Here is a 25,798-nt window from a genome sequence, read left to right on the forward strand (position 1 = left end):
CCCGAGGTTTTCATGTATCACATCGTTGCATCCGATCTGGATGGCACGCTGCTTTCTCCCGAACATCGCCTGACCCCTTTTGCACGTGAAACGCTGCAGCAGCTGGTCGCTAAGGATATTCACTTTGTCTTCGCCACCGGTCGTCATCATATCGATGTCGGACAGATGCGCGACAGCCTGGCGATTCCGGCCTATATGATTACCTCAAACGGTGCGCGCGTGCACAATGCAGAGGGCGAGCTGGTGTTCAGTCATAATCTGGATGAGGATATCGCCAGCGACCTGTTTGGCCTGCAATATCATCACAGCGATATTCTGACCCACGTTTACCGCGACGATGAGTGGTTTGTCAGCCGTTCAAGTCCGGCTGAGCAGGACTATTTCCGCGAGTCCGTGTTCAACTATCAGGTCTACGAGCCAGGTCTGCTGCCAACCAGCAACATCAGCAAGGTCTTTTTCACCTGCGAAAACCCTGAGCATCTGATCCCCATGGAGCAGGCAATTGAAGCGCGCTGGGGCGATCGGGTTAACGTCAGTTTCTCGCTGCCAACCTGTCTGGAAGTCATGGCGGGCGGCGTGTCGAAAGGCCATGCGCTGGAAGCGGTTGCGAAAACGCTGGGCCATTCACTGGAAAGCTGCATTGCCTTCGGCGACGGTATGAATGATGTGGAGATGCTGAGCATGGCAGGTAAGGGCTATATCATGCAGAACGCCCATCAACGGTTGAAAGATACGCTGCCGGAGCTGGATGTGATCGGTTCAAATGCTGATGATGCGGTGCCGCAGACGTTGCGCACGCTCTATCTGGCTTAAGCCGTTAGCGTAAAAAGGGCCGGTATCCGGCCCTTTTTTATTGCCGTCAGGCAGGGGTCTTTTTGTGATTGTGTTCGCTGACCATGGTCAGTAACAGCAGAATAACCGCCAGCACACAGCCCGCAATCATCACCATGAAGCCGCCATCCCAGCCGAAGTAATCGACGGTATAACCGACAATGGCGCTGGCCGCGACCGAACCGCCGAGGTAGCCGAACAGGCCGGTGAAGCCCGCCGCTGTCCCCGCCGCTTTTTTCGGTGCCAGTTCCAGCGCATGCAGACCAATCAGCATCACCGGACCGTAGATCAGGAAGCCAATCACGATCATGCAGGCCATGTCGACGCCAGGATTGCCCGCGGGGTTGAGCCAGTAGATCACGGTCGCGATGGTCACCAGCGTCATAAAGAACACCCCGGTCGCACCGCGATTACCGCGAAACACTTTGTCCGACATCCAGCCACACAGCAGCGTTCCCGGAATCCCCGCATATTCATAGAGGAAGTAGGCCCACGACGACTTATCCAGCGTGAAGTGTTTGACTTCGCGCAGATAGGTTGGTGACCAGTCGAGGATGCCGTAGCGCAGCAGATAGACAAACACGTTGGCCAGCGCGATGTACCACAGCAGCTTGTTCGGCAGCACATACTTCATGAAGATCTGTTTTGCCGTCAGCTCCTCTTCGTGACTGGCATCGTAGTCGGGCGGATAGTCGTTTTTGTACTCTTCAATCGGTGGCAGACCACAGGATTGCGGCGTGTCGCGCATTAGCGCAAAGGCCAGAATCGCAATGGCAATCGCGCCAAACGCGGGCATGTAAAGTGCCGCTTTCCAGTCGTTGAACCACGCCATACCGAGCAGGAACAGCAGAGGCGGAATACCGCCGCCCACGTTATGCGCACAGTTCCAGACCGAGACAATCCTTCCTCGCTCCTTCTGCGACCACCAGTGAACCATGGTTCGTCCACACGGAGGCCAGCCCATGCCCTGGAACCAGCCGCAGATAAACAGCAGCACAAACATCACCATGATGCTGGAGGTCGCCCAGGGGACGAATCCCATGATCAGCATCACAGCTGCGGCCAGAATCAGGCCTGCCGGTAAGAAGACGCGCGGGTTTGAGCGGTCAGAGACCGATCCCATGATGAATTTTGAAAAGCCGTAGGCAATGGAGATGCCGGACAGGGCAAAACCGAGATCGCCACGTGAAAAACCCTGCTCCACCAGATAGGGCATGGCGAGTGCGAAGTTTTTTCTGACCAGATAGTAGGCGGCGTAACCAAAGAAGATCCCGATGAAAATTTGCCAGCGCAGACGACGGTAGAGCGGATCAACGTGATCCTCCGCCACCTGAGGCTGACGTGGTGCAGGTTTAAAAATGCTCAGCATCAGTGAGGCCCTCCAGGGCACATTATGGTTTTTAACTCCCGGCAGGTTGGAGCAGGAAAGTGCAGAACAAAATGGATGCATAATGTTCCATTTCGCGCAAAGAATAGTGTTAGTTGCGCAACGTTACTGTGATGAATGACACATTTGTTACAGTTTTATTACAATGAGGAGCGGAAGCGATCATCTGATGGATCATTTCGCGCATTTTATGTGGCTGAAAACCTATTCTTTCGACTTTTATGTCAGGAAGTGTAAGCAGGCTGTCCGGGAGGCTTTTTAATTGCCTGGTTTATAATCAGATGTCAACCAGATTTCACAGCCTGACGGCGGCACATTGTTTACACTGACGGCCTGTTAATTTCGGGGTCGTCGCCGTGTTTTTATTGATTATTACCACCATTCTGTGGGCATTTTCGTTCAGCCTGATTGGCGAATATCTCGCTGGCCAGGTGGATAGCTGGTTCTCTGTGCTGATGCGGCTGGCGCTGGCTGCGCTGGTGTTTTTGCCTTTCCTGCGCTGGCGTGGTCATCGCCTTTCAACGCTGCTGCTTTATATGCTGGTGGGGATGCTGCAACTGGGGGTGATGTATCTGCTGAGCTTCGAAGCCTATCTCTACCTTAGCGTGTCAGAATTCCTGCTGTTTACGGTGATGACGCCGCTTTATGTGACGCTGATTTACGATCTGATCAGCCGTCGTCCACTGCGCATCGGCTATATCTTTAGTGCGCTGCTGGCGGTGGCTGGCGCGGCCATTATTCGCTATGACAAAGTCAGCGATCATTTCTGGTTCGGTCTGCTGTTAGTGCAACTGGCAAACATCTGCTTCGCGGCTGGCATGGTGGGCTATAAACGTCTGCAGGAGACCCGTCCGATGCCGCAGCACACGGCCTTCTCCTGGTTCTACCTGGGGGCGGTGTTGATTGCGGTGATCGCCTGGTGTGCCTGGGGCAATCCGCAGAAATTGCCGACCACCTCATTGCAGTGGGGCATTCTGGTCTGGCTGGGCGTTGCGGCTTCCGGTCTCGGCTATTTTATGTGGAACTACGGTGCGACGCAGGTTGATGCCGGTACGCTGGGCATTATGAATAACATGCACGTGCCTGCCGGGCTGCTGGTGAATCTGGCTATCTGGCAGGAAAAACCGCACTGGCCGAGCTTTATTGCGGGCGCGCTGGTGATTCTTGCCTCGCTGTGGGTGCATAAGCGCTGGGTGGTGGGGCGCGGTGACCTGTCATAAACAGGCCTGTTGCATGGGTGCGGCCTCCCGGGCTGGCGCGTCCGATCGCGAAGGAATCTCACATCCCTGTGGATCGGCCGGGCCATTCCTGGCCCGGACGCTTCGCTCTTCAGACGCGCCAGCCCTGGAGACTTAACAGCATCATCGCAGTAGAACCAGGGGCTCAGAGCGAATATGAAGGAGGGGATGGGTCGCTGAAACGTAGAGCATTCGCGATGGAGCTGGCGTATGCGATCGCGAAGGAATCTTACAGGATGGTTCAGAAATGCCCCCGGCGCTTTTTCCCCCTGCGACGAACGCTCCACCGATGACCCGCTTTCACTCCCCAGAGCTGGCCTGGTGTTGCTGATTAAAAAGCCATGAAGAAGCTTGAGGGAAGAGGTGGCGCAACTGAGGAGCAAAGCGTCCGAGCCAGGGATGGCGAGGGCGTGCTGCATGGATGCAGGCTTTCTTTGCGATCAGATGCGCCACTTCTGACCACGCAGGTACCCGAAGCGATCAGCCACAGACGTTAAGCAGGCTTCTCACTCTTAGGGCGCTGAATCATCGCCAGCCCTTTCAGGAAGTTACGCAGAATCTGATCGCCGCATTCGCGGTAGTTCTTATGATCAGGTTTGCGGAAAATCGCACCAATCTCAGCCTGTGAAACGGTAAAATTCACGCGCTTCAGTACATCAGGAATGTCGGTGGTTTTCAGATCAAAAGCGATACGCAGCTTTCTCATGAAGATGTTATTGGTCATCTTGCGCTCAATCGACGGCGCGGGCGCATCTTCACTTTTGCCGCGACGGTAGAAGATCAGGCCATTCAGAAAATAACCCATCAGCACATCGGGGCAGGGACGGAACGCAGCATCGTCATCTTTTTTCAGCCACGCCTGAATATCCGCCAGCGGCACGTCACATTGTGCCAGCGCAAAAATCTCCACCATTTTGGCATCGCTCAGGTTGAGCATGTAGCGCACGCTGCGCAGAATATCATTGTTAGTCATGGTGAGATCTTCTCATGGTCAGTCGACAGGCTGCGCATTATAGGGGATTTTGCCCGCGTTCGCGCAGGTTTGTGTCCGTCGGATTACCGCTGTAACACGGCACCAGGCCGCGCGGCGTCACGCACAAACGGCAGATGCTCACAGGCGTGCTGTCGGGCAAAGCGGATAAAGGCTTCCAGCACCGGCTGACGCTGTTCTCCTTCGCGTACGGCTGCATAAAGACGGCTCCAAAGTCCATCACCTAGTGTGCGCGTGACGACCAGACCCTGCTTCTCAAAACTCTCTACCACCCAGTGCGGCAGTGCGGCAATCCCCATCCGTGCCGACACCATCTGAATCATCAGCAGGGTATTATCCACACTTTTCAGGGCCGGGCTGACGCCAGCGGGCTGCAGGAAGTGACGCCAGATATCCAGACGCTGACGCTGCACCGGATAGATCATCAGCACTTCATCGGCTAAATCTTCCGGCGAAATCTGCTCAACCTGGGCCAGCGGGTGATCCGTCGCCAGTACCAGCCGTACTTCATAATCAAACATCGGTGAGTAGAACAGGCCCGAGCGCGCCAGAATGTCGGAGGTCAGCACCACATCCAGCTCACCCTGCTGCAGAGCAGGCTGCGGATCAAAGGTCACGCCCGATTTAAAATCCATCACCACCTGCGGCCAGCTCTGACGGAATTTATCCAGCGCCGGGGTCAGCCACTGAATGCAGCTGTGACACTCAATCGCCACCCGCAGCGTGGTCTGATGCGGCTCATGGCAGGCCTGCAACGCCTGCTGAATCTGCGGCAGCACCTGCTCTGCCAGCTGCAGCAGAATATCGCCCTGCGGCGTAAAGCGCAGTGGCTGACTTTTACGGACGAACAGGCGGAATCCCAGCCGCTGCTCCAGATCGCTGAACTGGTGAGACAACGCCGACTGCGTCTGATGAAGCTGGGCTGCCGCCGCCGCCAGCGATCCCGTATTGCGCAGAGCCTGAAGCGTCCGCAGGTGCTTGAGTTCGATCATGAGAGTCCTTCACATCGAAAATGAACATATTGCGCTTGAGCAACATACAGTACCCGCAGAGTATAGCAGTGTAAACATCTGGACGGCTAAACATCTTTGGCTGCCCATTTAAGCCAAAGTGAAAGATTATCTGGAGAACAGCACATGACTATCCTCAACCATACCCTCGGCTTTCCCCGAATTGGCCTGCGCCGTGAACTGAAAAAAGCACTGGAGCGTTACTGGGCAGGCGACAGCACGCAGCAGGCCTTACTGGAGACGGGCCGCGAGCTGCGTGCGCGACACTGGCAACAACAGAAAGAGGCGGGCGTCGATCTGCTGCCGGTCGGCGATTTTGCCTGGTATGATCATGTGCTGACTACCAGCCTGCTGCTGGGCAACATACCCACGCGTCATCAGAACAAAGAGGGGACCGTTGATCTCGACACGCTGTTTCGTCTGGGGCGCGGTCGTGCGCCGACTGGCGAGCCTGCGGCGGCGGCAGAAATGACGAAATGGTTTAACACCAACTATCACTACATGGTGCCGGAATTTACTCAGGACCAGACCTTTAAACTTACCTGGACTCAGCTGCTGGATGAGGTGGATGAGGCGCTGGCGCTGGGCCACAACATCAAACCGGTGCTGCTGGGACCGGTGACGTATCTGTGGCTGGGTAAAGTTAAAGGTGAGCCCTTTGAACGTCTGTCGCTGCTGGAAAGGATTCTGCCGGTTTACCAGCAGGTGCTGGCAGAACTGGCGAAGCGCGGGATCGAATGGGTACAGATTGATGAACCCGCCCTGGCACTGGAGCTGCCGCAGACGTGGCGCGAAGCCTTCCAGCCGACGTATGACGCGCTGCAGGGTAACAGTAAGCTGCTGCTGACCACCTATTTTGACAGTATCGGACAGAACATTGATGTGATTCGTGCGCTGCCGGTGCAGGGCCTGCATATCGATCTGGTTCATGGCCGCGATGATATTGAGCAGCTGAATCAGCAACTGCCCGCCAGCTGGCTGCTGTCGCTTGGCGTGATCAACGGACGTAACGTCTGGCGTGCCGATCTGAGCCGCTGGTTCAGTCGCCTGCAACCGCTGACCAGAGCGCGTGAACAGGTGTGGATTGGCTCCTCCTGCTCGCTGCTGCACAGTCCGATCGATCTCGGCGTCGAGACCCGGCTGGATGATGAAGTCAAAAGCTGGTTCGCCTTTGCGCTGCAAAAATGTGCAGAGCTCTCGCTGCTGAGTCAGGCACTCAACACGAATGATCCCGCCTCGCTGGAGGCCTGGAGCGCACCGGTGCGCGCCCGTGCTTATTCACGCCGTGTGCATAATGCCGCGGTAGGCCAGCGTCTTCAGGCCATTACGCCACAGCACAGTGAACGTCTGAGCGCCTACCCGGTGCGGGCACTTCTGCAGCGTCAGCGTTTCAATCTGCCCGCCTGGCCCACCACGACGATCGGTTCTTTTCCACAGACCACTGAAATTCGCGGCCTGCGCCTCGATTTTAAGCAGGGCCGTCTCGACAGTAATCATTACCGCACCGGCATCGCGGAGCATATTAAACAGGCGATCATCGAACAGGAGCGGCTGGGACTGGATGTGCTGGTTCACGGTGAAGCAGAACGTAACGACATGGTTGAGTACTTCGGCGAGCATCTGGAGGGATTTGTCTTTACCCAGAATGGCTGGGTACAGAGTTACGGTTCCCGCTGTGTGAAACCGCCTGTGATCATCGGCGATGTCAGTCGCCCAGAGGCGATTACCGTCGAGTGGGCCCGATATGCTCAGTCGCTGACTGACAAGCCGGTAAAAGGAATGCTGACCGGCCCGGTGACGATTCTCTGCTGGTCATTCCCGCGTGAAGATGTGCCACGGGAAACTATCGCAAAGCAGATCGCGCTGGCGCTGCGTGACGAAGTGGAAGACCTGGAGAAAGCAGGCATTGGTATTATTCAGATCGATGAGCCTGCACTGCGTGAAGGTCTGCCACTGCATCAGTCTGAGTGGGCAGACTATCTGAACTGGGCAGTGGAGGCGTTCCGGCTGAATGCGGCGGTGGCGCGGGATGAAACCCAGATTCATACGCATATGTGTTACTGCGAGTTCAACGACATCATGGACGCCATCGCTGCACTGGATGCTGATGTGATCACGATTGAAACCTCACGGTCTGACATGGACTTACTGGAGTCGTTCGAACACTTCGACTACCCGAATGAAATCGGCCCCGGCGTCTATGACATTCACTCGCCTAATGTCCCCAGCGTGGCGTGGATAGAGGCGCTGTTGCTGAAGGCGGCGAAACGGATTCCGGAAGCGCGTCTATGGGTAAACCCGGACTGCGGTCTGAAAACGCGTGGCTGGACGGAAACACGTCAGGCGCTGGCCAATATGGTGACGGCGGCAAAGAAATTGCGTGGTGAGACGGCGTAGGAATGGGACCGGATGGCAATAAACAGGGGCGCCGAAGCGCCCCTGTTTATTTATTTTGATGCCACGCCATACTGCCTGAACCAGGCCAGCATCCGCTGCCAGCCATCATTGGCTGATTCAGCATGATAGCTTGCACGATAGTCAGCATTAAAGGCATGGCCCGCTTCGGGATAGACGATGATCTCGGCGGTTGCATTGGCGGCATGGAGTGCCTGACGCATCTGCTCGACGCTCTCCAGCGGGATACCCTCATCCTGGCCACCATACAAACCTAATACTGGCGCATTCAGGTCGATCGCAATATCAATAGGATGCTTCTGCTGCTTCAGCGTGCGCTCGCCGGTCAGTCGCCCATACCAGGCAACCGCGGCGCGTAGCTGTGGGTTATGCGCGGCGTAGAGCCAGCTGATGCGGCCACCCCAGCAAAAACCGGTGATGCCCATGCGACGGATATCGCCGCCGTTGCGTGCCGCCCAGTTAGCGGCATGATCGAGATCGGCCAGCACCTGGGTGTCAGGCACTTTGCTGACCAGCTCGCTGAACAGCGTCGGGATATCGTTATACTCAGTCGGGTCGCCTTCGCGGAAATAGAGCTCAGGCGCAATCGCCAGATAGCCTTCCAGCGCCAGACGGCGGCAGATGTCCCGGATGTGCTCATGGACACCAAAGATCTCCTGCACCACCAGCACCACAGGCAATGGGCCTTCCGCTGAGTGCGGTTTTGCAAAAAATGCCGGCATGTTTTCGCCCTGGCTGGGCACTGAGGTTTCACCTGAGTGAATGGCCGGGCTTTCGGTAATAATGGTGGTAGAGGCGGTGGGCTGCACGGCAGGGGCAAAGCCGCCCGTCGCCGGTTTTTGTGCCATATTGTCACTGGGTTTCATTATTCTCTCCGTGCAAGCATTTACGCAATCACGTAACTATAGCCTGGCCGTAAAGCGTCTGCGTCCAGGTGTCGGTTAACACAATCAACAGCGAATAAAATCATCCACCTCTTTAACATTGCGCCGACCCTGACACAGCCTCGCTGAGGGCTATCCGGATGAATAAGACGTAATTATGTGATTAAAATCACATTTTATATTCCGGGAAATGTAACTTTCATTTTCTTAAGTGAATTTTGTCACATATTTATCGGGCGTGCTGGCGTAGAGTGGCGCGCTACCTTCCCTTAACAGGAGTCTGAAAATGACACAGTCTGACGTTTTCCATCTTGGCCTGACAAAAGCCGATCTGCAGGGCGCGACCCTGGCGATTGTGCCGGGTGACCCGGAGCGTGTGAAGAAAATTGCCGGACTGATGGAAGATGCCACGCATCTCGCCTCACACCGTGAATTTACCTCCTGGCTGGCTAAACTTGATGGCAAGCCGGTCATTGTCTGCTCAACGGGCATCGGCGGTCCTTCTACATCGATTGCGGTCGAAGAGCTGGCGCAGCTTGGCGTGCGTACCTTCCTGCGAGTCGGTACCACAGGTGCTATCCAGCCACACATTAACGTCGGCGATGTGCTGGTGACCACCGCGTCCGTTCGCCTGGACGGAGCAAGCCTGCATTTTGCCCCGATGGAATTCCCGGCTGTCGCTGACTTCGCCTGCACCACCGCACTGGTTGCCGCCGCTGAAGCCTGTGGCGCGAAAGCCCACATTGGCATCACCGCCTCTTCTGACACCTTCTATCCGGGCCAGGAGCGCTACGACACTGTTTCAGGCCGTGTCGTCAGTCGTTTCAAAGGATCGATGAAAGAGTGGCAGGAGATGGGCGTGCTTAACTATGAGATGGAATCTGCAACGCTGTTAACCATGTGCGCCAGCCAGGGTCTGCGGGCCGGAATGGTCGCGGGCGTGATTGTGAACCGTACTCAGAAAGAGATTCCGGATGCGGTCACCATGAAGCAGACAGAAAGTGACGCAGTGAAGATTGTGGTCGAAGCGGCGCGTCGTTTATTATAATGACCGCGTCGGGCAACAGGTTTTTTGTCCAGACTCAAAACCTGTTGCCGGTAGTTAACGGCGCGTAACATCAGTGAAACCTGAGAGTGTTTATGCGCAATACGATTCCTGTCCGACGTCCTGTCCCTGGCGCTAATCCTGCGGCAATCAATGCCCGTCTGGAACGCAGCGCCGAACGTTTTCGCGCCGCCATGCAGCAGGGTAACCACGCGCTGGCTGCTCAGTGCTGCGAAGAAGTCCTGCGCTCCATGCCCAATCAGATGCAGGTGCTGAGCGACTACGCGCTCTGCCTGCTGCGTCTGGGTCAGTACAATAAATCGTACAAAATCTACCAGAAGATTTATCAGTCACCGCCCGCTGTGCAGGCTACCGCCTCTGAAACCTGGCTGGATGGCTTAACCGAAGTGTGCGGCTGGCTGGGTAAAAAGGAAGAGGTGGCACGTTTTGGTCTGACATCGCTAATGCGCTCTGATGCGCGTTTCAGTCAGGGACAGCGTGCCGCGTTTCCTGCTCCGCAACCTGAGCCTGTCGATCTCAGCCAGCCACATCAGAATGTCATCGCCTTCTGCCTGTATGGCGATCAGCCGCGCTACTGTGAAACCTTAATCAAAAACGTTGAAGTGGCGCCTGAACTCTATCCCGGCTGGGTCTGCCGCATCTATCTCGATGACAGCGTGCCGCAGCATGTCTGGCAGCGCCTTGACCAGCCGCACGTCCAGCTGATCGATATGTCCCACGAGAAAACCCTGTTTCCGACCCTGTGGCGTTTTCTGGTGCTCGACGATCCTGACGTGAAGCGTTTTATCGTGCGCGATGCCGACTCGCTGCTTTCAGAGCGCGAAGCGGCGGCGGTTAACGCCTGGCTGGCATCGCCTTACTGGTTCCACCATATGCGTGACTACTTCTCCCATACCGAACTGCTGCTGGCAGGGATGTGGGGCGGCTGTCACGGTGTTTTCCGGAATGTGGAGCAGGCGATGCGTGATTTCATTGCACAGTATCAGGGCAGCCAGCGCTTCACCGATCAATATTTCCTCAAAGTGGCGTTATGGCCCACAGTGCGTGAAAGCCTCCTGAGCCATGATGAACTGTTCAACTTTCATCAGGCCCAGGCGTGGCCTGATCATGCGCCCGTGCGCTGGCAGACGCCGCATTTCCACGTAGGCAGCAATGCCGGCTTTGCCAGTATGACCGGTAAATCCAGCGCTCCTGAAGGGAGCAGACAGCGCGTCGCGATCACTTCTGGCGAGACAACCTGGCATTATCTGGCGCAGGTCAAAAACGGCGAGTGGCTTTTGCCGATGCCATTCTTCCTGATTGATGAGTGGCAGGCTGGAAAGCTGACGGTAGCGGCCCTGTAAGGCGCTGAATGCCGGTAAATTTATCTGGACATTCATACAGTGCGACTCTACCTTTTTCCTCAGCAGCCTGAGTCGCGGGGAAATCATGGATCAGCACATCATTATCAGCGCCTGTCTGGCGCTTGCCGGGTTGGGGATTGGCTGGATGCTGGCACAGTTACGTGCCGGCCATCAGGTCGCCAGTTTTCAGACCGAGCGCCGTCTGCAGGAAGAGGCGCAACAGCGCCAGCAGCAGCAGATCGAACAGCTTCAGCAGCAGACGCAGCAGCGTGAGCAGGAACTGCGTCAGCTTCATGGCGCGCTGAGCGGGGCCAATGAGCGCCTGCAACAGCTCGATTACTGGCGCAATGAAAGCGAACAGCTTAATCGTGAACTGCGCAATCAGCTGGAGGTTAACAGCGCACAGGAAGCGGAGCTGCGCGAAGTGACCATCCGCCTTGAAGAGACACGTTTCGCGGCTGAAGAGAAACAGCGCCTGCTGACCAACAGCGAACAACGCCTCAGCGCCCAGTTTGAAAACCTCGCCAACCGTATTTTCGAAAACAGCGGCCGTCGTGTCGATGAACAGAACCGTCAGAGTCTGGACGGGCTGATTGGCCCGCTGCGTGAACAGCTGGATGGCTTTCGCCGTCAGGTGCATGAAAGCTTTGGGGCAGAAGCGCGTGAACGGCACACCCTGACTCATGAAATCCGGCAGTTACAGCAGCTGAATGCGCAGATGGCACAGGAGGCGCTTAACCTGACCAAAGCGCTCAAGGGCGACAATAAAATCCAGGGTAACTGGGGTGAAGTGGTGCTGAGCCGTGTACTGGAGGCCTCCGGGCTGCGTGAAGGCTACGAATATGAAACTCAGGTCAGCATCCAGTCAGAACAGCAGGGCCGGATGCAACCGGATGTCATTGTGCGTCTGCCGCAGGGCAAAGATGTCGTGGTGGACGCCAAAATGACGCTGGTGGCCTATGAACGCTACTTCAATGCGGATGATGAGATCGAACGTGAGCAGGCGATCCAGGAGCATGTCAGCGCCATGCGGGCGCACATTCGCCTGCTGGGACGAAAAGATTATCAACAATTGCCCGGTTTACGGTCGCTGGATTATGTGTTGATGTTCATTCCGGTCGAGCCGGCCTTTTTGCTGGCGATTGACCGCCAGCCTGAGCTGATTGGCGAGGCGCTGCAGCAGAACATTATGCTGGTCAGTCCCACCACGCTGCTGGTGGCGCTGCGTACTATTAACAATCTCTGGCGCTATGAGCATCAGAGCCGTAATGCGCAGCGTATTGCTGACCGGGCTACGCGCCTCTATGACAAGATGCGACTGTTTGTCGATGACATGAGCGGCATTGGTCACAGCCTGGATAAGGCGCAGAACAGCTATCGCGAGGCGATGAAAAAGCTGGCAGAAGGGCGCGGCAACCTGATTGCGCAGACGGAAGGATTTCGTGCGCTGGGCGTTGAGATCAAACGACCCATTAATCCTCAGCTGGCCGAACGGGCCATGCCGGAAAACCGGGCCGCTGACGATGCAGATGACGACAGGGATGCGGATGAGAGTGAGAGGCGTGTGAGGCGCCTCCACGAATAGTATGGGCGCAGCGTGCCTGACTTCCGTGACTCTGATACACTTCGGGAAGTATTGTTTGTGGAGCAGGTAAAACCGATGGCAGATGAATCACAGCAGGAAACTACCCATTTTGGCTTTCAGACGGTCGCCAAAAGCGAAAAAGCTGACAAAGTCGCGGATGTATTTCACTCCGTAGCAGCAAAATATGACCTGATGAACGATTTGATGTCGTTTGGCGTCCATCGTATCTGGAAGCGTTTTACCATTGACAGCAGCGGCGTACGTCGCGGTCAGCGCGTGTTAGATCTGGCGGGGGGTACCGGCGATCTCACCGCCAAATTCTCTCGCCTGGTGGGCGAAACCGGTCAGGTTGTCCTGGCGGATATCAACAGCTCCATGCTGAAGATGGGCCGCGAGAAACTGCGCAATCAGGGCGTGGTGGGCAACGTAAGTTACGTCCAGGCCAACGCAGAAGCTCTGCCTTTCCCTGATAACTATTTCGACTGCATCACTATCTCCTTTGGTCTGCGCAACGTTACGGAAAAAGAGAAGGCGCTGGCCTCCATGTTCCGTGTCCTTAAGCCGGGCGGACGCCTGCTGGTGCTGGAGTTCTCTAAGCCTGTTCTGGATCCGCTGAGCAAAGCGTATGACGCCTACTCGTTCCACATTCTGCCGCGCATCGGACAGCTGGTGGCGCAGGATGCAGAGAGCTATCGCTATCTGGCCGAATCAATCCGCATGCATCCCGATCAGGAGACCCTGAAAGCGATGATGAACGATGTCGGTTTTGAAAATACCACTTACTCCAATATGACCGGCGGCATTGTTGCGTTGCATCGTGGATTTAAGTTCTGAGTGAGATGGTAATGAACCTGACGCCCTTGATTACCGCAGGACTGGAAACGGCGCTGAACCGTATTCTCTATCGCGATCGTGGCCTGAAAGCGGCGCGGCAACGCCTGAATGGCAAAGTGCTGACGCTGCGCCTGAGTGAGTTTTCGCATCCGCTGGTGCTGGTTTTCAGTGAGCAGCGACTGGACGTACTCGCGGACTGGCAGGATCGCAGTGACTGCACGGTGATTACTTCGCTGAAAATGCTGCCAAAGCTGCGCGATCGCCAGCAGCTGACGCCGCTCATCCGCAGCGGTGAGCTGCAGGTTGAAGGTGACCTGCAGGTGGTGCAGCAGTTCTCTGCGCTAATGGATCTGGCTGAGCTGGATCCGGCAGAATATCTGGCTCCCTGGGTCGGTGATATCGCCGCTCAGGGTATCAGTCAGCGCTCACAACAGGCATTTCGCTTTTTCAAAGGTGAAGTGCAGCGTCGCCAGGATTATCTCGGACAGGCCATTACCGAAGAGTGGCGTGTTGCGCCTGGCTCGCTGGAGTTAGCCTGGTTTTCTGAGGAGGTCGACGCGATGGAACGTTCGCTTGAGGCGCTTGATGCGCGTCTGGCGCAGCTGGAGGCAAAATGAGTTTTGGAGAGATCCGCCGTTTATATCTGATCATGAAGGTCTTTCTGACCTATGGCCTTGATGAACTGATTCCTCAGACACGCCTCACTTTCCTGTTTCGCCTGTGGCGTCGTTCGGTTTTCTGGATCCCGAATCTGCATCAGCAGGAACTGATCGGTGCACGTATGCGCATGGCGATGGAGCAACTTGGGCCGGTCTGGATCAAGTTTGGCCAGATGCTGTCGACGCGTCGTGATCTTTTCCCGCCGCTGATCGCCGATCAACTGGCGATCCTGCAGGACCGCGTTGCGCCGTTCGATGGCGTCAAAGCCAAAGCGCAGATTGAAGCCTCAATGGGCGCGCCGATTGAAACCTGGTTTGATGATTTTGATATCAAGCCACTGGCATCGGCATCCATTGCGCAGGTACACACCGCCACGCTGAAATCGACCGGTAAGAAAGTGGTCATCAAGGTGATTCGCCCCGATATTTTGCCGGTGATCCGAGCGGACATGAAGCTGATCTATCGGCTGGCACGCTGGGTTCCGCGTCTGCTGCCGGATGGCCGTCGTCTGCGTCCGGTCGAGGTGGTGCGCGATTATGAGAAAACCCTGCTTGATGAACTGAATCTGTTACGCGAAGCCGCTAACGCTATTCAGCTGCGCCGGAACTTTGAAGATAGCCGCATGCTCTATGTGCCGGAAGTCTATTCAGATTACTGTAGCGAAACCATGATGGTGATGGAGCGCATCTACGGCATTCCGATTTCAGACGTTGCCACACTGGAGCGTCATGGCGTGAACATGAAGCTGCTGGCAGAGCGTGGTGTGCAGGTCTTCTTCACCCAGGTCTTCCGCGACAGCTTCTTCCATGCGGATATGCATCCGGGCAACATTTTTGTCAGCTATGAGCATCCTGAAGACCCGCAATATATCGGTATCGACTGCGGTATCGTGGGGTCGCTGAACAAAGAAGATAAGCGTTATCTGGCGGAAAACTTCATCGCTTTCTTCAACCGTGACTACCGTAAGGTCGCAGAGTTGCACGTTGACTCAGGCTGGGTGCCGCCCGATACCAATGTTGAAGATTTCGAGTTTGCGATCCGTACGGTTTGTGAACCGATTTTTGAAAAACCGCTGGCTGAGATCTCCTTCGGCCATGTGCTGCTGAACCTGTTTAACACCGCACGTCGCTTTAATATGGAAGTGCAGCCGCAACTGGTATTACTGCAAAAAACTCTGCTCTATGTGGAAGGTATTGGTCGTCAGCTCTATCCGCAGCTCGACCTGTGGAAGACAGCTAAGCCGTTCCTGGAAGAGTGGATTAAGGATCAGGTCGGTTTGCCCGCTATTATTCGTGCGGTCAAAGAAAAAGCGCCATTCTGGGCTGAAAAGTTACCTGAGTTGCCAGAACTCTTTTACGACAGCATGCGCCAGCACAAACTCTTACGGCACAGCGTCGATAAGTTAGTGGGCGACATGAATGCGCAACGCGTCCGTCACCATCAGGCGCGATACCTGTTTGGTGTCGGTGCAACGTTGCTGTTAAGTGGAACGGCGGTGCTGCTCACCCGACCGGACTGGGACTTCTTCCCGGCGGTACTGATGGCAGCGGGAATCGTCTCCTGGTTAATCGGCTGGCGTAAGACAAACTGATTGTCACGTCTGTTTAAAAAAAGGTAATGTCGCTGGCTAAAGCCCGGTTAAAAAGGGCACTCTGTCCTGCATTACCTTATCGTTTTCACAGAATATTAGAGGCTATCTCATGGGCGGTATCAGTATCTGGCAATTGTTAATCATTGCCGTGATTGTTGTTCTTCTGTTCGGTACCAACAAATTACGTAATCTGGGTTCAGATTTAGGTTCTTCGATTCGTGGCTTCAAAAAAGCCATGAGTGATGAGGATGACAAAAAGGATCAACCGAAAGAGCAGGACGCTGACTTCGCGGCCAAAACACTGGCGGACAAACAGCAAACTTCGGCTAACAAAGAAGACGCCAAGAACGACAAGCAGGTGTAAACCGTGTTCGATATTGGTTTTAGTGAACTGGTATTGGTGTTCGTTATCGGGCTGATTGTTCTCGGCCCGCAACGTTTACCGGTCGCGGTGAAAACCGTGGTCGGCTGGATCAGGGCGATTCGCTCGCTGGCAGCCAATGTACAACATGAACTGGCGCAGGAGCTCAAGCTGCAGGAATTGCAGGAGAGCCTGAAAAAGGTGGAAGAAGCGGGCCGCGGCACGCTCTCCCCTGAGCTGAAAGAGTCGATGGAAGAGCTGCGTAAAACGGCGGATTCAATGAAGCGCTCGGTCAGCCAGAGCATCGACATTGAAAAAGAAGAAGACGAGGCGAACACCATCCATTCGGCTCAGCACAGGCCCGCGCCTCATGCGGCTTCTGCTGCAGTGCCGGCATCTGAGCCTGCTGTCGCTGAGTCTTCGGTGACGCCTGCATCAGCAGCGCATCAGGCCAGTGCCGCGGCACAGAGTCCGTCATCAGCATCAGGCCCGGCGGTGCAACCTTCCGCTGCACCTGCTGCAGTCGCCACGTCTCCGGCACAGGTTTCGTCAGCAGTTTCATCAGCTCCGGCTGTGCAATCCTCTGCCGCGCCCGCCACCGCGGCGAGTGCACCGGCACAGGCACCCGCAGGTGATGCCGCCAGACCGACTGATGCTGCGCGTCATTCCGTACCCTCCTCTTCTGCAAGTGATGAACGATAATGGCCGTTGAAGATACCCAACCGCTCATCAGCCATCTGATTGAGCTGCGTAAGCGCCTGCTGAATTGCATCATCGCCGTACTGGCGATCTTCCTGATGCTGGTTTACTTCGCCAACGACATCTACCAGCTGGTCGCCGCACCGCTGATCAGTCAGATGCCGGTCGGGTCCAGCATGATCGCGACCGATGTGGCCTCACCGTTTTTCACCCCGATTAAGCTGACCATTATTGTATCGGTGTTTCTCGCGGTGCCGGTGATCCTTTATCAGGTCTGGGCCTTTGTCGCCCCTGCGCTCTACCGGCATGAGCGCAGGCTGGTAATGCCGCTGCTCTTTTCCAGCACCTTCCTGTTCTACTTCGGCGTAGCCTTTGCCTATTTCGTGGTCTTCCCGCTGGCATTTGGTTTTTTCACCAAGACCGCACCGATTGGCGTCACCGTCGCAACGGATATCTCTAAGTACCTCGATTTTGTCATGACGCTGTTTATGGCATTTGGCGTGGCGTTTGAAGTGCCGGTAGCGATTGTGTTGCTGTGCTGGACCGGGATCACCAGTCCGGAAGAGTTGAAGAAGAAACGCCCCTATATTCTGGTGGGCGCCTTCGTGGTCGGGATGTTGCTCACACCGCCGGATGTTTTTTCCCAAACTTTGCTCGCTATTCCGATGTACTGCCTGTTTGAAGTCGGCGTATTCTTTTCCCGGTACTACGTGGGTAAAGGCCGACGCTTACAGGATGAGGAAGAGAACACTGACGCCTGATGCTGACAGCCTTACCCGCACTGGCGGGAAGCGTTCACTCCAAACCGCCCTGATGGGCGGTTTTTGTTTATAAACAGTGGGAAATATTATGTTTGATATCGGTGTAAACCTGACCAGCACGCAATTCGCCTCCGACCGGCAAAAGGTGGTTAAACGCGCGCGTGATGCGGGCGTCACCGGCATGCTTATTACCGGCACTAACGCGCTGGAGAGCCAGCAGGCTCAGCGACTGGCTGAAGCTCAACCCGGCTTCTGCTGGTCTACTGCAGGCGTTCACCCTCACCATGCCAGCGAATGGTCCTCGGAAATCGCCAGCACCCTGCGTCGCCTGGCTGAAAAACCGGAAGTGGTGGCTATTGGTGAGTGCGGACTTGATTTCAACCGCAACCTGTCGGCTCATGGGCAGCAGGAGTATGCGTTTGACGCGCAGCTGGCGCTGGCGGCAGAACTCAATATGCCGGTGTTTTTGCACTGCCGTGAAGCCCATGCGCGTTTCACGGCGGTACTTGAACCCTGGTTGCCAAAACTGCCGGGTGCAGTCATCCACTGCTTTACCGGCACGCGTGACGAGCTGGAAGCCTGTCTGGCAATGGGATTATCGGTGGGGATTACGGGCTGGGTTTGCGATGAACGTCGTGGTCTGGAACTGCGCGAGTTGCTGCCACTGATCCCGGCTGACCGCCTGCTGCTGGAAACCGATGCGCCTTATCTGCTGCCGCGCGACATGCGCCCGCGTCCGACCTCACGCCGGAACGAACCCTGCTTTTTACCGCATATTGTGCATCAGGTGGCGACATGGCGCGGCGAGAATACCGAAGAGCTGGCGACCCGCATCGATCAGAATGCGCGGGCGTTATTCAGACTGGCTTAAATCTTACGGAACTGCTTATTGTCGACGCTGCGCATTACCTGCTTGTTCAGCAGATTGAGTAACAGAATCGAGCGCGTTTCACCATCCGGCTCGGCAAAAATGGCGCGCAGCCCTTCAAACGTCCCTTCGGTGATGACAACTTCATCGCCGCTTTGCGGTGTCTCAGGGTCAAGCAGGATTTGCGGAACATCGGTTTCCAGCGCTTCGATCACCGCTGACGGCACGGTTGCGGGGGTGGTGCCGAAGCGTACAAAGTGACTGACACCGCGTGTGCTGCTAATCGTCGTGGTGTGAATCGCTTCCGGATCGAATTCGATAAACAGATAATTTGGAAACAGTGGCTCACTCACCGTGGTGCGTTTGCCGCGCACGATCTTTTCCAGAGCGATCATTGGACTGAGGCAATGCACTTCCTGCCGCTCCAGATGCTCCTTCGCGCGCAATAGCTGACCACGTTTGCAATAGAGTAAGTACCAGGATTCCATAACTGCTCCCATTGAATGGACGCTAAGAATAGCAAACCTGCTGCCAGAGTTATAGCGCAGGGGCAGGGTAAAGCGCCCCGCAGCGAAAATAAACTGAGACTTTTCTTAACATGCCGGATAGCAGTAAAAGCATTGATGGGTAATTGACGTCTGCTATTGCTCTGTATCAGACTCGATGACTATCACATCTGCATAAGGATCCTCTGATGGAACTCTTTCTGTTGAGCAATGGCAAGCTGGCGGATGATGCGGCGCTGCTGGGCTATGCGCAGCCACAGCTGCACGCCATGATCGCCCGACGCGCTATCCGAGCGGCGGTACTGATCCCCTACGCAATTATTCGTGGCGACCAGCAGCAGCGTGCTGCCGAGCTCAGTGCTTCTCTTGGAATTCAGGTGGAGCGAGTTCAGGCATTTGCTTCGCCAGCTGACGCGATTGCCCAGGCAGATCTGATTTTGGTCAGCGGTGGCAACACATGGTTTCTGAATCAGATGCTGCATGAACAGGGTCTGATCGGAGTGATTCAGCGCGCGGTGCGGGAGCGGCAGGTACCCTATGTCGGCTGGAGCGCAGGCTGCAACGTGGCAACGCCCTCAATCCGTACCACTAACGATATGCCGGTGCGCAGCAGCGTGGTGTTGCCTGCCCTGGGCCTCTTCCCGGTGCAGATCAATCCCCACTATCTGGATGCCAGCGTCAGCGGCCATATGGGCGAAACCCGCGATGAACGCCTGGCGGAGTTCTGTGCAGTTAACCCTGCCGAGTCGGTCATTGCACTGCGTGAAGGCAGTTTTCTGCACCTGCATGACAACCAGCTGCGTTATCACAGCGTGCGTAACGAAGATTTTAAACTGTTTCACCACGGCGAGCCGATTCAGGGGTATCACGATGCCCGTGCGTTACAACCGCTGGTTCCCTTTCAGTGCGTATGAGGCCGCCATATAAACCTCAGCATCTCCATGTAATCAGACCTATAATGGCCGACTCACTCTGGCCGGAAAGCTAAAGCCGCATGAAATATCACGATTTAAGAGACTTTCTCGCGCTGCTCGAACAGCGCGGTGAGTTAAAGCGCATTACCCAGTCGATCGATCCTGAACTGGAAATGACCGAAATTGCCGACCGCACCCTGCGTGCCGGTGGTCCCGCTCTGCTGTTTGAAAACCCGAAAGGGTACGACATGCCGGTGCTGTGCAATCTGTTCGGCACACCAAAGCGCGTGGCCATGGGCATGGGCCAGGAGGAGGTCAGCGCACTGCGCGAAGTGGGTAAACTGCTGGCCTTCCTGAAAGAGCCGGAGCCGCCAAAAGGCTTCCGCGATCTGTTCGATAAGATGCCGCAGTTTAAGCAGGTCCTGAACATGCCGACCAAACGTCTGCGCAATGCACCCTGTCAGGAAGAGGTGTTCAGCGGCGATGAAGTCGATCTGACCCGCATTCCGGTGATGAAGTGCTGGCCTGGCGATGCGGCACCGCTGATTACCTGGGGACTGACCGTGACGCGCGGCCCGCATAAAGAGCGGCAGAATCTGGGCATTTATCGACAGCAGGTGATCGGCAAAAACCGTCTGATTATGCGCTGGCTATCGCACCGTGGTGGCGCGCTCGATTATCTGGAGTGGAAGAAAGCGCACCCGGGTGAGCGTTTTCCGGTCTCGGTGGCGCTGGGTGCCGATCCCGCCACTATTCTCGGTGCCGTCACGCCGGTGCCTGACACGCTGTCAGAATATGCGTTTGCCGGGTTGCTGCGCGGCAATAAAACCGAAGTGGTGAAGTGCCTGTCGAACGATCTCGAAGTGCCGGCCAGTGCTGAAATCGTGCTGGAAGGGTATATCGAAGCGGGCGATATGGCACCAGAAGGACCTTACGGCGATCACACCGGCTACTACAATGAAGTAGATAGCTTCCCGGTGTTTACCGTGACACATATTACGCAGCGTCATAAGCCTATCTATCACTCCACCTACACCGGCCGTCCGCCGGATGAGCCTGCGGTGTTGGGTGTGGCGCTGAATGAAGTGCTGGTGCCAATCCTGGTGAAGCAGTTTCCGGAGATCGTGGACTTCTATCTGCCACCGGAAGGTTGCTCATACCGGCTGGCGGTCGTAACGATTAAAAAGCAGTACGCCGGGCACGCCAAACGTGTCATGTTTGGCGTGTGGTCGTTTTTACGGCAGTTCATGTACACCAAATTTGTTATTGTGTGTGACGATGATGTTAATGCGCGTGACTGGAACGACGTGATCTGGGCCATTACCACGCGTATGGATCCGGCCCGTGATACGGTATTAGTGGAAAATACCCCGATCGATTATCTCGATTTCGCCTCGCCCGTTTCCGGGCTGGGGTCGAAAATGGGGATGGATGCGACCAATAAGTGGCCAGGTGAAACGCAGCGCGAATGGGGTACCCCCATCGTTAAAGATCCGGCGGTCACCGCGCGCATTGATGCTATCTGGGATGAGCTAGGTATTTTTGATCAGCCGCCACAGCGTTGATGGCGAGCACAACCATAAAGACGACCCGACAGAGGGAACGCATGACAACGTTAAGCTGTAAAGTAACTTCAGTTGAGGCGATTACCGACACGGTCTATCGCGTTCGCCTGATCCCTGAAGCGGAATTCAGTTTTCGCGCGGGACAGTATCTGATGGTAGTGATGGATGAGCGCGACAAGCGTCCGTTCTCACTGGCCTCAACGCCGATGGAAAAAGATATCATCGAGCTGCATATCGGCGCGTCCGATCTGAACCTCTATGCCATGGCCGTTATGGATCGCATCCGTAACGATCGCCAGATCACCGTTGATATGCCGCACGGCGATGCCTGGCTGCGCGAAGAGAGCACTAAACCGCTGATCCTGATTGCAGGCGGTACCGGTTTCTCCTATGCCCGTTCCATTCTGCTCACCGCGCTGGCGGAACAGCCAGAGCGCGACATCGCCATTTACTGGGGCGGACGTGAGCTTAAGCACCTGTACGATATGGATGAGCTGGATGCGCTGGCCGTCAAGCATCCGAACCTGAAAGTGATCCCGGTGGTCGAGCAGCCCGAAGCGGGCTGGCAGGGTCGTTCTGGTACGGTACTGACCGCAGTGATGCAGGACTTCAGCACGCTGAGCGAGCATGAGATTTATATCGCCGGACGTTTTGAGATGGCGAAGATTGCCCGCGATCGTTTCTGTGCCGAGCGTGGTGCAGTGGAATCACAGATGTATGGCGATGCGTTTGCCTTTATCTGATAGCTGGTAGCAGACAGAAAAAACCCGCCGATCAACGGCGGGTAAATCTGACAAAGTAAGACTCAACGTATTACAGACGCTCGAATACGGTTGCGATCCCCTGGCCCAGTCCGATGCACATGGTGGCAAGGCCAAAACGGGCATCGCGGCGTTCCATGATGTTCAGTAATGTGGTGCTGATGCGTGCGCCGGAACAGCCCAGCGGATGGCCCAACGCAATCGCGCCGCCATTCAGATTAACCTTCTCATCCATCTGCTCCAGCAAACCTAAGTCCTTGATGCAGGGCAGGGTCTGTGCGGCAAAGGCTTCGTTCAGCTCAAACACGTCGATATCACTGACGCTCAGTCCCGCCCGTTTTAATGCCAGTTTGCTGGCCGGTACCGGTCCGTAGCCCATGATCGACGGATCACAGCCGACCACTGCCATGCTGCGGATACGTGCGCGTGGCGTCAGCCCCAGTTCACGGGCGCGTGATTCACTCATAATCAGCATGGCGGCCGCGCCATCTGACAGGGCCGACGACGTACCCGCTGTGACGGTGCCATTCACAGGATCGAAGGCCGGTTTGAGCGCCGCCAGACCTTCGGCGCTGGTCTCCTCGCGGATCACCTCATCGCAATCATAGCGCTTAAGAATGCCATCGCTGTCGTGACCCCAGGTGGCGACAATCTCCGTTGCGAAGTCCCCACGTCGGGTGGCCTGCCATGCGCGCTGGTGCGAACGCAGGGCAAACGCATCCTGCTGCTCACGGCTGATATGATGCATACGCGCCAGCATCTCGGCGGTTAAGCCCATCATACCCGCAGCTTTAGCGACGGTGCGGCCCAGGCCAGGATGAAAGTCCACGCCGTGATTCATCGGCACGTGTCCCATATGCTCCACACCGCCAATCAGGCAGCACTGCGCATCGCCGACCATAATGGCGCGGGCCGCATCGTGCAGCGCCTGCATTGACGAACCACACAGCCGGTTAACGGTGGTGGCCGGCACAGAGTGCGGGATTTCGGCCAGCAGCGCGGCGTTACGCGCGATATTAAATCCCTGTTCCAGCGTCTGCTGTACGCAGCCCCAGACAATGTCGTCGAGGGATGTCGGGTTCACCGCCGGGTTACGGCTCAGAATTTCGCGCATCAGGTGCGCAGAGAGATCTTCAGCGCGCACGTTCCGAAAGGCGCCGCCTTTTGAACGTCCCATTGGCGTGCGCACCGCATCAACAATCACCACATTTTCCATCTTCTTGCCCTCAGGCGCTTTTCAGCGCGGCTTCATCAATCGGTTTGGCGGCGGGATACCAGCTTTCATGCTGATGGGCTTTCTGCACCAACAGCGCAGGCAGGGCATACAGGCCACCAAGTGCGCTGTAGCGCCGGGCCTGATCGACCACATTGCTGTTGCCCAGGGTATCAAGGTAGCGGAAAGCGCCGCCACGGAACGGCGGGAAGCCGAGACCATAGACCAGCGCCATATCCGCTTCTGCTGGCGAGGCGATAATCTTCTCTTCCAGGCAGCGCACGACTTCATTCAGCATCGGCAGCATCATACGGTTCAGGATCTCTTCATCACTGAAGGCCCGCGCGGGCTGACAGACCTGTTGTAGCAGCGTATCTACCTCCGCATCCGGCACTTTCTTCAGCTTGCCCTTTTTATCCTCTTCCCAGCGCCAGAAGCCTTTGCCATTTTTCTGACCAAAACGACCGGCATCAAACAGCAGGTCTATCGCATCGCGATAGTCATGCTTCATACGATCCGGGAAACCATCGGCCATCACGCTTTGTGCGTGGTGCGCGGTATCGATGCCCACCACATCCAGCAGCCATGACGGCCCCATCGGCCAGCCGAACTGTTTTTCCATCACTTTATCAATCTGACGGAAATCAGCGCCGTCGCGCAGCAGCAGGCTGAAAGCCGCGAAGTAGGGGAACAGCACACGATTGACAAAGAAGCCGGGGCAGTCATTCACCACGATGGGTGTTTTGCCCATTTTGCTGGCCCATGCCACGACTTTACTCAGTGTTGCTTCACTGGTTTTCTCGCCACGAATCACTTCAACCAGCGGCATACGCGGCACCGGATTGAAGAAGTGCATGCCACAGAAATTTTCCGGGCGTTGCAGCGCCTGTGCCAGCTGGGTGATAGGAATGGTTGAGGTATTGGAGGCCAGAATCGCATCCTGACGCAGATGCTGTTCGGTTTCCGCCAGCACTTTGGCCTTGATCTGCGGGTTCTCTACTACGGCTTCCACCACCACATCGGCCTGGTCAAAACCGGCGTAATCCAGGGTGGGCTGAATAGTGGCGATCACACTGGCGAGTTTACTGCCGTCGATTTTGCCGCGCTCCAGCAGCTTATTGAGCAGCTTGCTAGCTTCGTTCATCCCCAGGGTTAACGCCTGGGGGTTAATGTCTTTCATTCTTACCGGCACGCCTTTCCAGGCCGACTGATAGCTGATGCCGCCACCCATGATGCCCGCGCCCAGTACGGCTGCCTGAGCCGGTGCGCCGCTTTCGCTGCCGCGTTTTTTCGCCAGGCTTTTAACGTACTGGTCGTTGAGAAAGATGCCGACCAGGGCGCGGGCTTCATCAGACTGCGCCAGGGGCACAAACGCCGCCGTTTCAAGTTTCAGCGCATCATCACGACCCAGGCTGGCCGCCGCTTCAATTGTTTTTACGGCCATTAGCGGAGCGGGATAGTGTTTACCTGCGGTCTGCAGCACCATCGCTTTCGCAATCGTGAAGCTCATCGCCGCTTCAATCGGGCTGAGTTTCAGCGGTGCCAGTTTCGGTGCACGGCGTGCGCGCCAGCTGTCATCTGCGGCAGCGGCCTTAAGCATGGTGATCCCCGCCTCGCGCAGTTTCTCACGCGCCACGACCGCATCGACCAGCCCGAGTTTCAGGGCGGCATTGCCATCGATATCTTTGCCCGCCGCAATAATTTCCAGCGCGCTGTCCGCACCCAGCAGGCGCGGTAGTCGCACGCTGCCGCCAAATCCGGGCATGATGCCGAGTTTTGTTTCCGGCAGGCCAATGCGGGCATCCGCAGTGGCGATACGCAGATCGGTTGCCAGTACGCATTCGCATCCGCCGCCCAGCGCATAGCCGTCAATGGCGGCCAGAGTCGGCACCGGTAAATCTTCCAGACGGTTGAAGATGCTGTTGGCGTAGCTCAGCCACTGACTCAGTTTTTCGGTGGGTGCATCAAACAGAGAAAGAAACTCGGTGATATCCGCGCCCACAATAAAAGCAGGTTTAGCGGAGCTCAGCAGCAGGCCGCGCAGTTCTGGCTGCTGTTCCAGTACCGCAATCGCCTCGCCCAGACTGGCGACCGTTTGCGTATCGAGCTTATTGACCGAGCCTGTAGCGTCAAAAACCAGCTCGGCGATGCCATCGTCCAGCCAGTGAAGAGTAAGGTTAGCGCCTTGGTAGAGCATGTGCGTCTCCTGAAACCGCGAAAGGTGATCTGGTCATACCAGATGATCGTGAGTGTGGGAGCGATGTTAATTAATTGCAAACGGCTCTTTGCTTATTTGCTAACAAGATCACAGCAGT

The 25,798-nt window shown here is 56.2% G+C and carries 23 protein-coding genes; 16 read left to right on the forward strand and 7 right to left on the reverse strand.

The window, feature by feature from the left end; translation table 11 throughout:
- Nucleotides 1-12 precede the first annotated feature (12 nt).
- Nucleotides 13-813 (forward strand): sugar/pyridoxal phosphate phosphatase YigL, encoded by an 801-nt coding sequence (yigL, locus tag AC6I8J_RS00920; protein WP_033784698.1) that lies wholly within the window; start codon nucleotides 13-15, stop codon nucleotides 811-813.
- Between the two features lie 46 nt (nucleotides 814-859).
- Here the strand turns inward: yigL and glpT are convergent, their stop codons facing one another.
- Complete coding sequence (gene glpT / locus AC6I8J_RS00925; RefSeq protein ID WP_161733917.1) at nucleotides 860-2,200, reverse strand: glycerol-3-phosphate transporter; 1,341 nt, start codon at nucleotides 2,198-2,200, stop codon at nucleotides 860-862.
- Nucleotides 2,201-2,574: 374 nt separating this feature from the next.
- Here glpT and AC6I8J_RS00930 point away from each other — a divergent pair, with 374 nt between their 5' ends.
- Nucleotides 2,575-3,438 carry a carboxylate/amino acid/amine transporter gene (locus AC6I8J_RS00930; RefSeq protein WP_222924749.1) on the forward strand — a complete coding sequence of 288 codons (864 nt, stop codon included), beginning with the start codon at nucleotides 2,575-2,577 and terminating at the stop codon, nucleotides 3,436-3,438.
- A 511-nt stretch (nucleotides 3,439-3,949) separates the two neighbouring features.
- Here AC6I8J_RS00930 and AC6I8J_RS00935 read toward each other — a convergent pair.
- The gene (locus AC6I8J_RS00935; protein WP_010257278.1) at nucleotides 3,950-4,429 is read right to left on the reverse strand and encodes a YehS family protein; all 480 of its coding nucleotides are present in this window, start codon (nucleotides 4,427-4,429) and stop codon (nucleotides 3,950-3,952) included.
- A gap of 83 nt (nucleotides 4,430-4,512) precedes the next feature.
- Complete coding sequence (gene metR, locus AC6I8J_RS00940) at nucleotides 4,513-5,439, reverse strand: HTH-type transcriptional regulator MetR (protein WP_161733921.1); 927 nt, start codon at nucleotides 5,437-5,439, stop codon at nucleotides 4,513-4,515.
- Nucleotides 5,440-5,583: 144 nt separating this feature from the next.
- Between metR and metE the strand changes: the two genes are divergently transcribed.
- Entirely contained in the window at nucleotides 5,584-7,854 is a 2,271-nt protein-coding gene (metE, locus tag AC6I8J_RS00945; RefSeq protein ID WP_253420685.1) for a 5-methyltetrahydropteroyltriglutamate--homocysteine S-methyltransferase, read from the forward strand.
- A 50-nt stretch (nucleotides 7,855-7,904) separates the two neighbouring features.
- Here metE and AC6I8J_RS00950 read toward each other — a convergent pair whose 3' ends face one another.
- Nucleotides 7,905-8,738, reverse strand: coding sequence for a dienelactone hydrolase family protein (locus AC6I8J_RS00950; protein WP_161733925.1), 834 nt, complete (start codon nucleotides 8,736-8,738; stop codon nucleotides 7,905-7,907).
- A gap of 304 nt (nucleotides 8,739-9,042) precedes the next feature.
- On the opposite strand from AC6I8J_RS00950, the gene udp reads away from it, so the two are divergent.
- From udp to tatD, 10 genes are all read left to right on the forward strand, one after another.
- Complete coding sequence (gene udp / locus AC6I8J_RS00955; protein WP_497825004.1) at nucleotides 9,043-9,804, forward strand: uridine phosphorylase; 762 nt, start codon at nucleotides 9,043-9,045, stop codon at nucleotides 9,802-9,804.
- Nucleotides 9,805-9,896: 92 nt separating this feature from the next.
- Nucleotides 9,897-11,165, forward strand: coding sequence for a tetratricopeptide repeat protein (locus AC6I8J_RS00960; protein ID WP_260060179.1), 1,269 nt, complete (start codon nucleotides 9,897-9,899; stop codon nucleotides 11,163-11,165).
- A gap of 85 nt (nucleotides 11,166-11,250) precedes the next feature.
- The gene (gene rmuC, locus AC6I8J_RS00965; protein ID WP_222924745.1) at nucleotides 11,251-12,750 is read left to right on the forward strand and encodes a DNA recombination protein RmuC; all 1,500 of its coding nucleotides are present in this window, start codon (nucleotides 11,251-11,253) and stop codon (nucleotides 12,748-12,750) included.
- Between the two features lie 75 nt (nucleotides 12,751-12,825).
- On the forward strand, nucleotides 12,826-13,584 hold the full coding sequence (gene ubiE / locus AC6I8J_RS00970; protein WP_008926452.1) for a bifunctional demethylmenaquinone methyltransferase/2-methoxy-6-polyprenyl-1,4-benzoquinol methylase UbiE: 759 nt from the start codon (nucleotides 12,826-12,828) through the stop codon (nucleotides 13,582-13,584).
- 11 nt (nucleotides 13,585-13,595) lie between these two features.
- Nucleotides 13,596-14,201 carry a ubiquinone biosynthesis protein UbiJ gene (ubiJ, locus tag AC6I8J_RS00975; protein WP_497825005.1) on the forward strand — a complete coding sequence of 202 codons (606 nt, stop codon included), beginning with the start codon at nucleotides 13,596-13,598 and terminating at the stop codon, nucleotides 14,199-14,201.
- A complete protein-coding gene (ubiB, locus tag AC6I8J_RS00980; protein ID WP_150013210.1) occupies nucleotides 14,198-15,835 on the forward strand; it encodes a ubiquinone biosynthesis regulatory protein kinase UbiB in 1,638 nt (545 codons plus the stop codon). Before ubiJ ends, ubiB begins: the two co-directional genes overlap by 4 nt.
- 109 nt (nucleotides 15,836-15,944) lie before the next feature.
- A complete protein-coding gene (gene tatA, locus AC6I8J_RS00985; RefSeq protein WP_150013208.1) occupies nucleotides 15,945-16,199 on the forward strand; it encodes a Sec-independent protein translocase subunit TatA in 255 nt (84 codons plus the stop codon).
- A 3-nt stretch (nucleotides 16,200-16,202) separates the two neighbouring features.
- A complete protein-coding gene (tatB, locus tag AC6I8J_RS00990; protein WP_161733935.1) occupies nucleotides 16,203-16,898 on the forward strand; it encodes a Sec-independent protein translocase protein TatB in 696 nt (231 codons plus the stop codon).
- A complete protein-coding gene (tatC, locus tag AC6I8J_RS00995) occupies nucleotides 16,898-17,656 on the forward strand; it encodes a Sec-independent protein translocase subunit TatC (protein WP_161733937.1) in 759 nt (252 codons plus the stop codon). Before tatB ends, tatC begins: the two co-directional genes overlap by 1 nt.
- Before the next feature lie 88 nt (nucleotides 17,657-17,744).
- Nucleotides 17,745-18,527: a 3'-5' ssDNA/RNA exonuclease TatD gene (gene tatD / locus AC6I8J_RS01000; RefSeq protein ID WP_497825006.1), complete on the forward strand. Its 783-nt coding sequence runs from the start codon at nucleotides 17,745-17,747 to the stop codon at nucleotides 18,525-18,527.
- Here the strand turns inward: tatD and rfaH are convergent.
- Nucleotides 18,524-19,012 carry a transcription/translation regulatory transformer protein RfaH gene (rfaH, locus tag AC6I8J_RS01005; protein WP_033734838.1) on the reverse strand — a complete coding sequence of 163 codons (489 nt, stop codon included), beginning with the start codon at nucleotides 19,010-19,012 and terminating at the stop codon, nucleotides 18,524-18,526. The genes tatD and rfaH overlap by 4 nt on opposite strands.
- Before the next feature lie 206 nt (nucleotides 19,013-19,218).
- On the opposite strand from rfaH, the gene pepE reads away from it, so the two are divergent.
- From pepE to fre, 3 genes are all read left to right on the forward strand, one after another.
- Nucleotides 19,219-19,944, forward strand: coding sequence for a dipeptidase PepE (gene pepE / locus AC6I8J_RS01010; RefSeq protein WP_260060182.1), 726 nt, complete (start codon nucleotides 19,219-19,221; stop codon nucleotides 19,942-19,944).
- Nucleotides 19,945-20,024: 80 nt separating this feature from the next.
- Complete coding sequence (ubiD, locus tag AC6I8J_RS01015; protein ID WP_161733943.1) at nucleotides 20,025-21,509, forward strand: 4-hydroxy-3-polyprenylbenzoate decarboxylase; 1,485 nt, start codon at nucleotides 20,025-20,027, stop codon at nucleotides 21,507-21,509.
- 41 nt (nucleotides 21,510-21,550) lie between these two features.
- The gene (fre, locus tag AC6I8J_RS01020; protein ID WP_008926461.1) at nucleotides 21,551-22,252 is read left to right on the forward strand and encodes an NAD(P)H-flavin reductase; all 702 of its coding nucleotides are present in this window, start codon (nucleotides 21,551-21,553) and stop codon (nucleotides 22,250-22,252) included.
- A 70-nt stretch (nucleotides 22,253-22,322) separates the two neighbouring features.
- Here fre and fadA read toward each other — a convergent pair whose 3' ends face one another.
- Together fadA and fadB are read right to left on the reverse strand one after the other, a co-directional pair.
- On the reverse strand, nucleotides 22,323-23,486 hold the full coding sequence (gene fadA / locus AC6I8J_RS01025; protein ID WP_161733945.1) for an acetyl-CoA C-acyltransferase FadA: 1,164 nt from the start codon (nucleotides 23,484-23,486) through the stop codon (nucleotides 22,323-22,325).
- A 10-nt stretch (nucleotides 23,487-23,496) separates the two neighbouring features.
- Complete coding sequence (gene fadB / locus AC6I8J_RS01030; protein WP_497825007.1) at nucleotides 23,497-25,680, reverse strand: fatty acid oxidation complex subunit alpha FadB; 2,184 nt, start codon at nucleotides 25,678-25,680, stop codon at nucleotides 23,497-23,499.
- Nucleotides 25,681-25,798 lie beyond the last annotated feature (118 nt).

The sequence above is a fragment of the Pantoea sp. X-Soil-ISGK-355 genome, assembly GCF_059730805.1.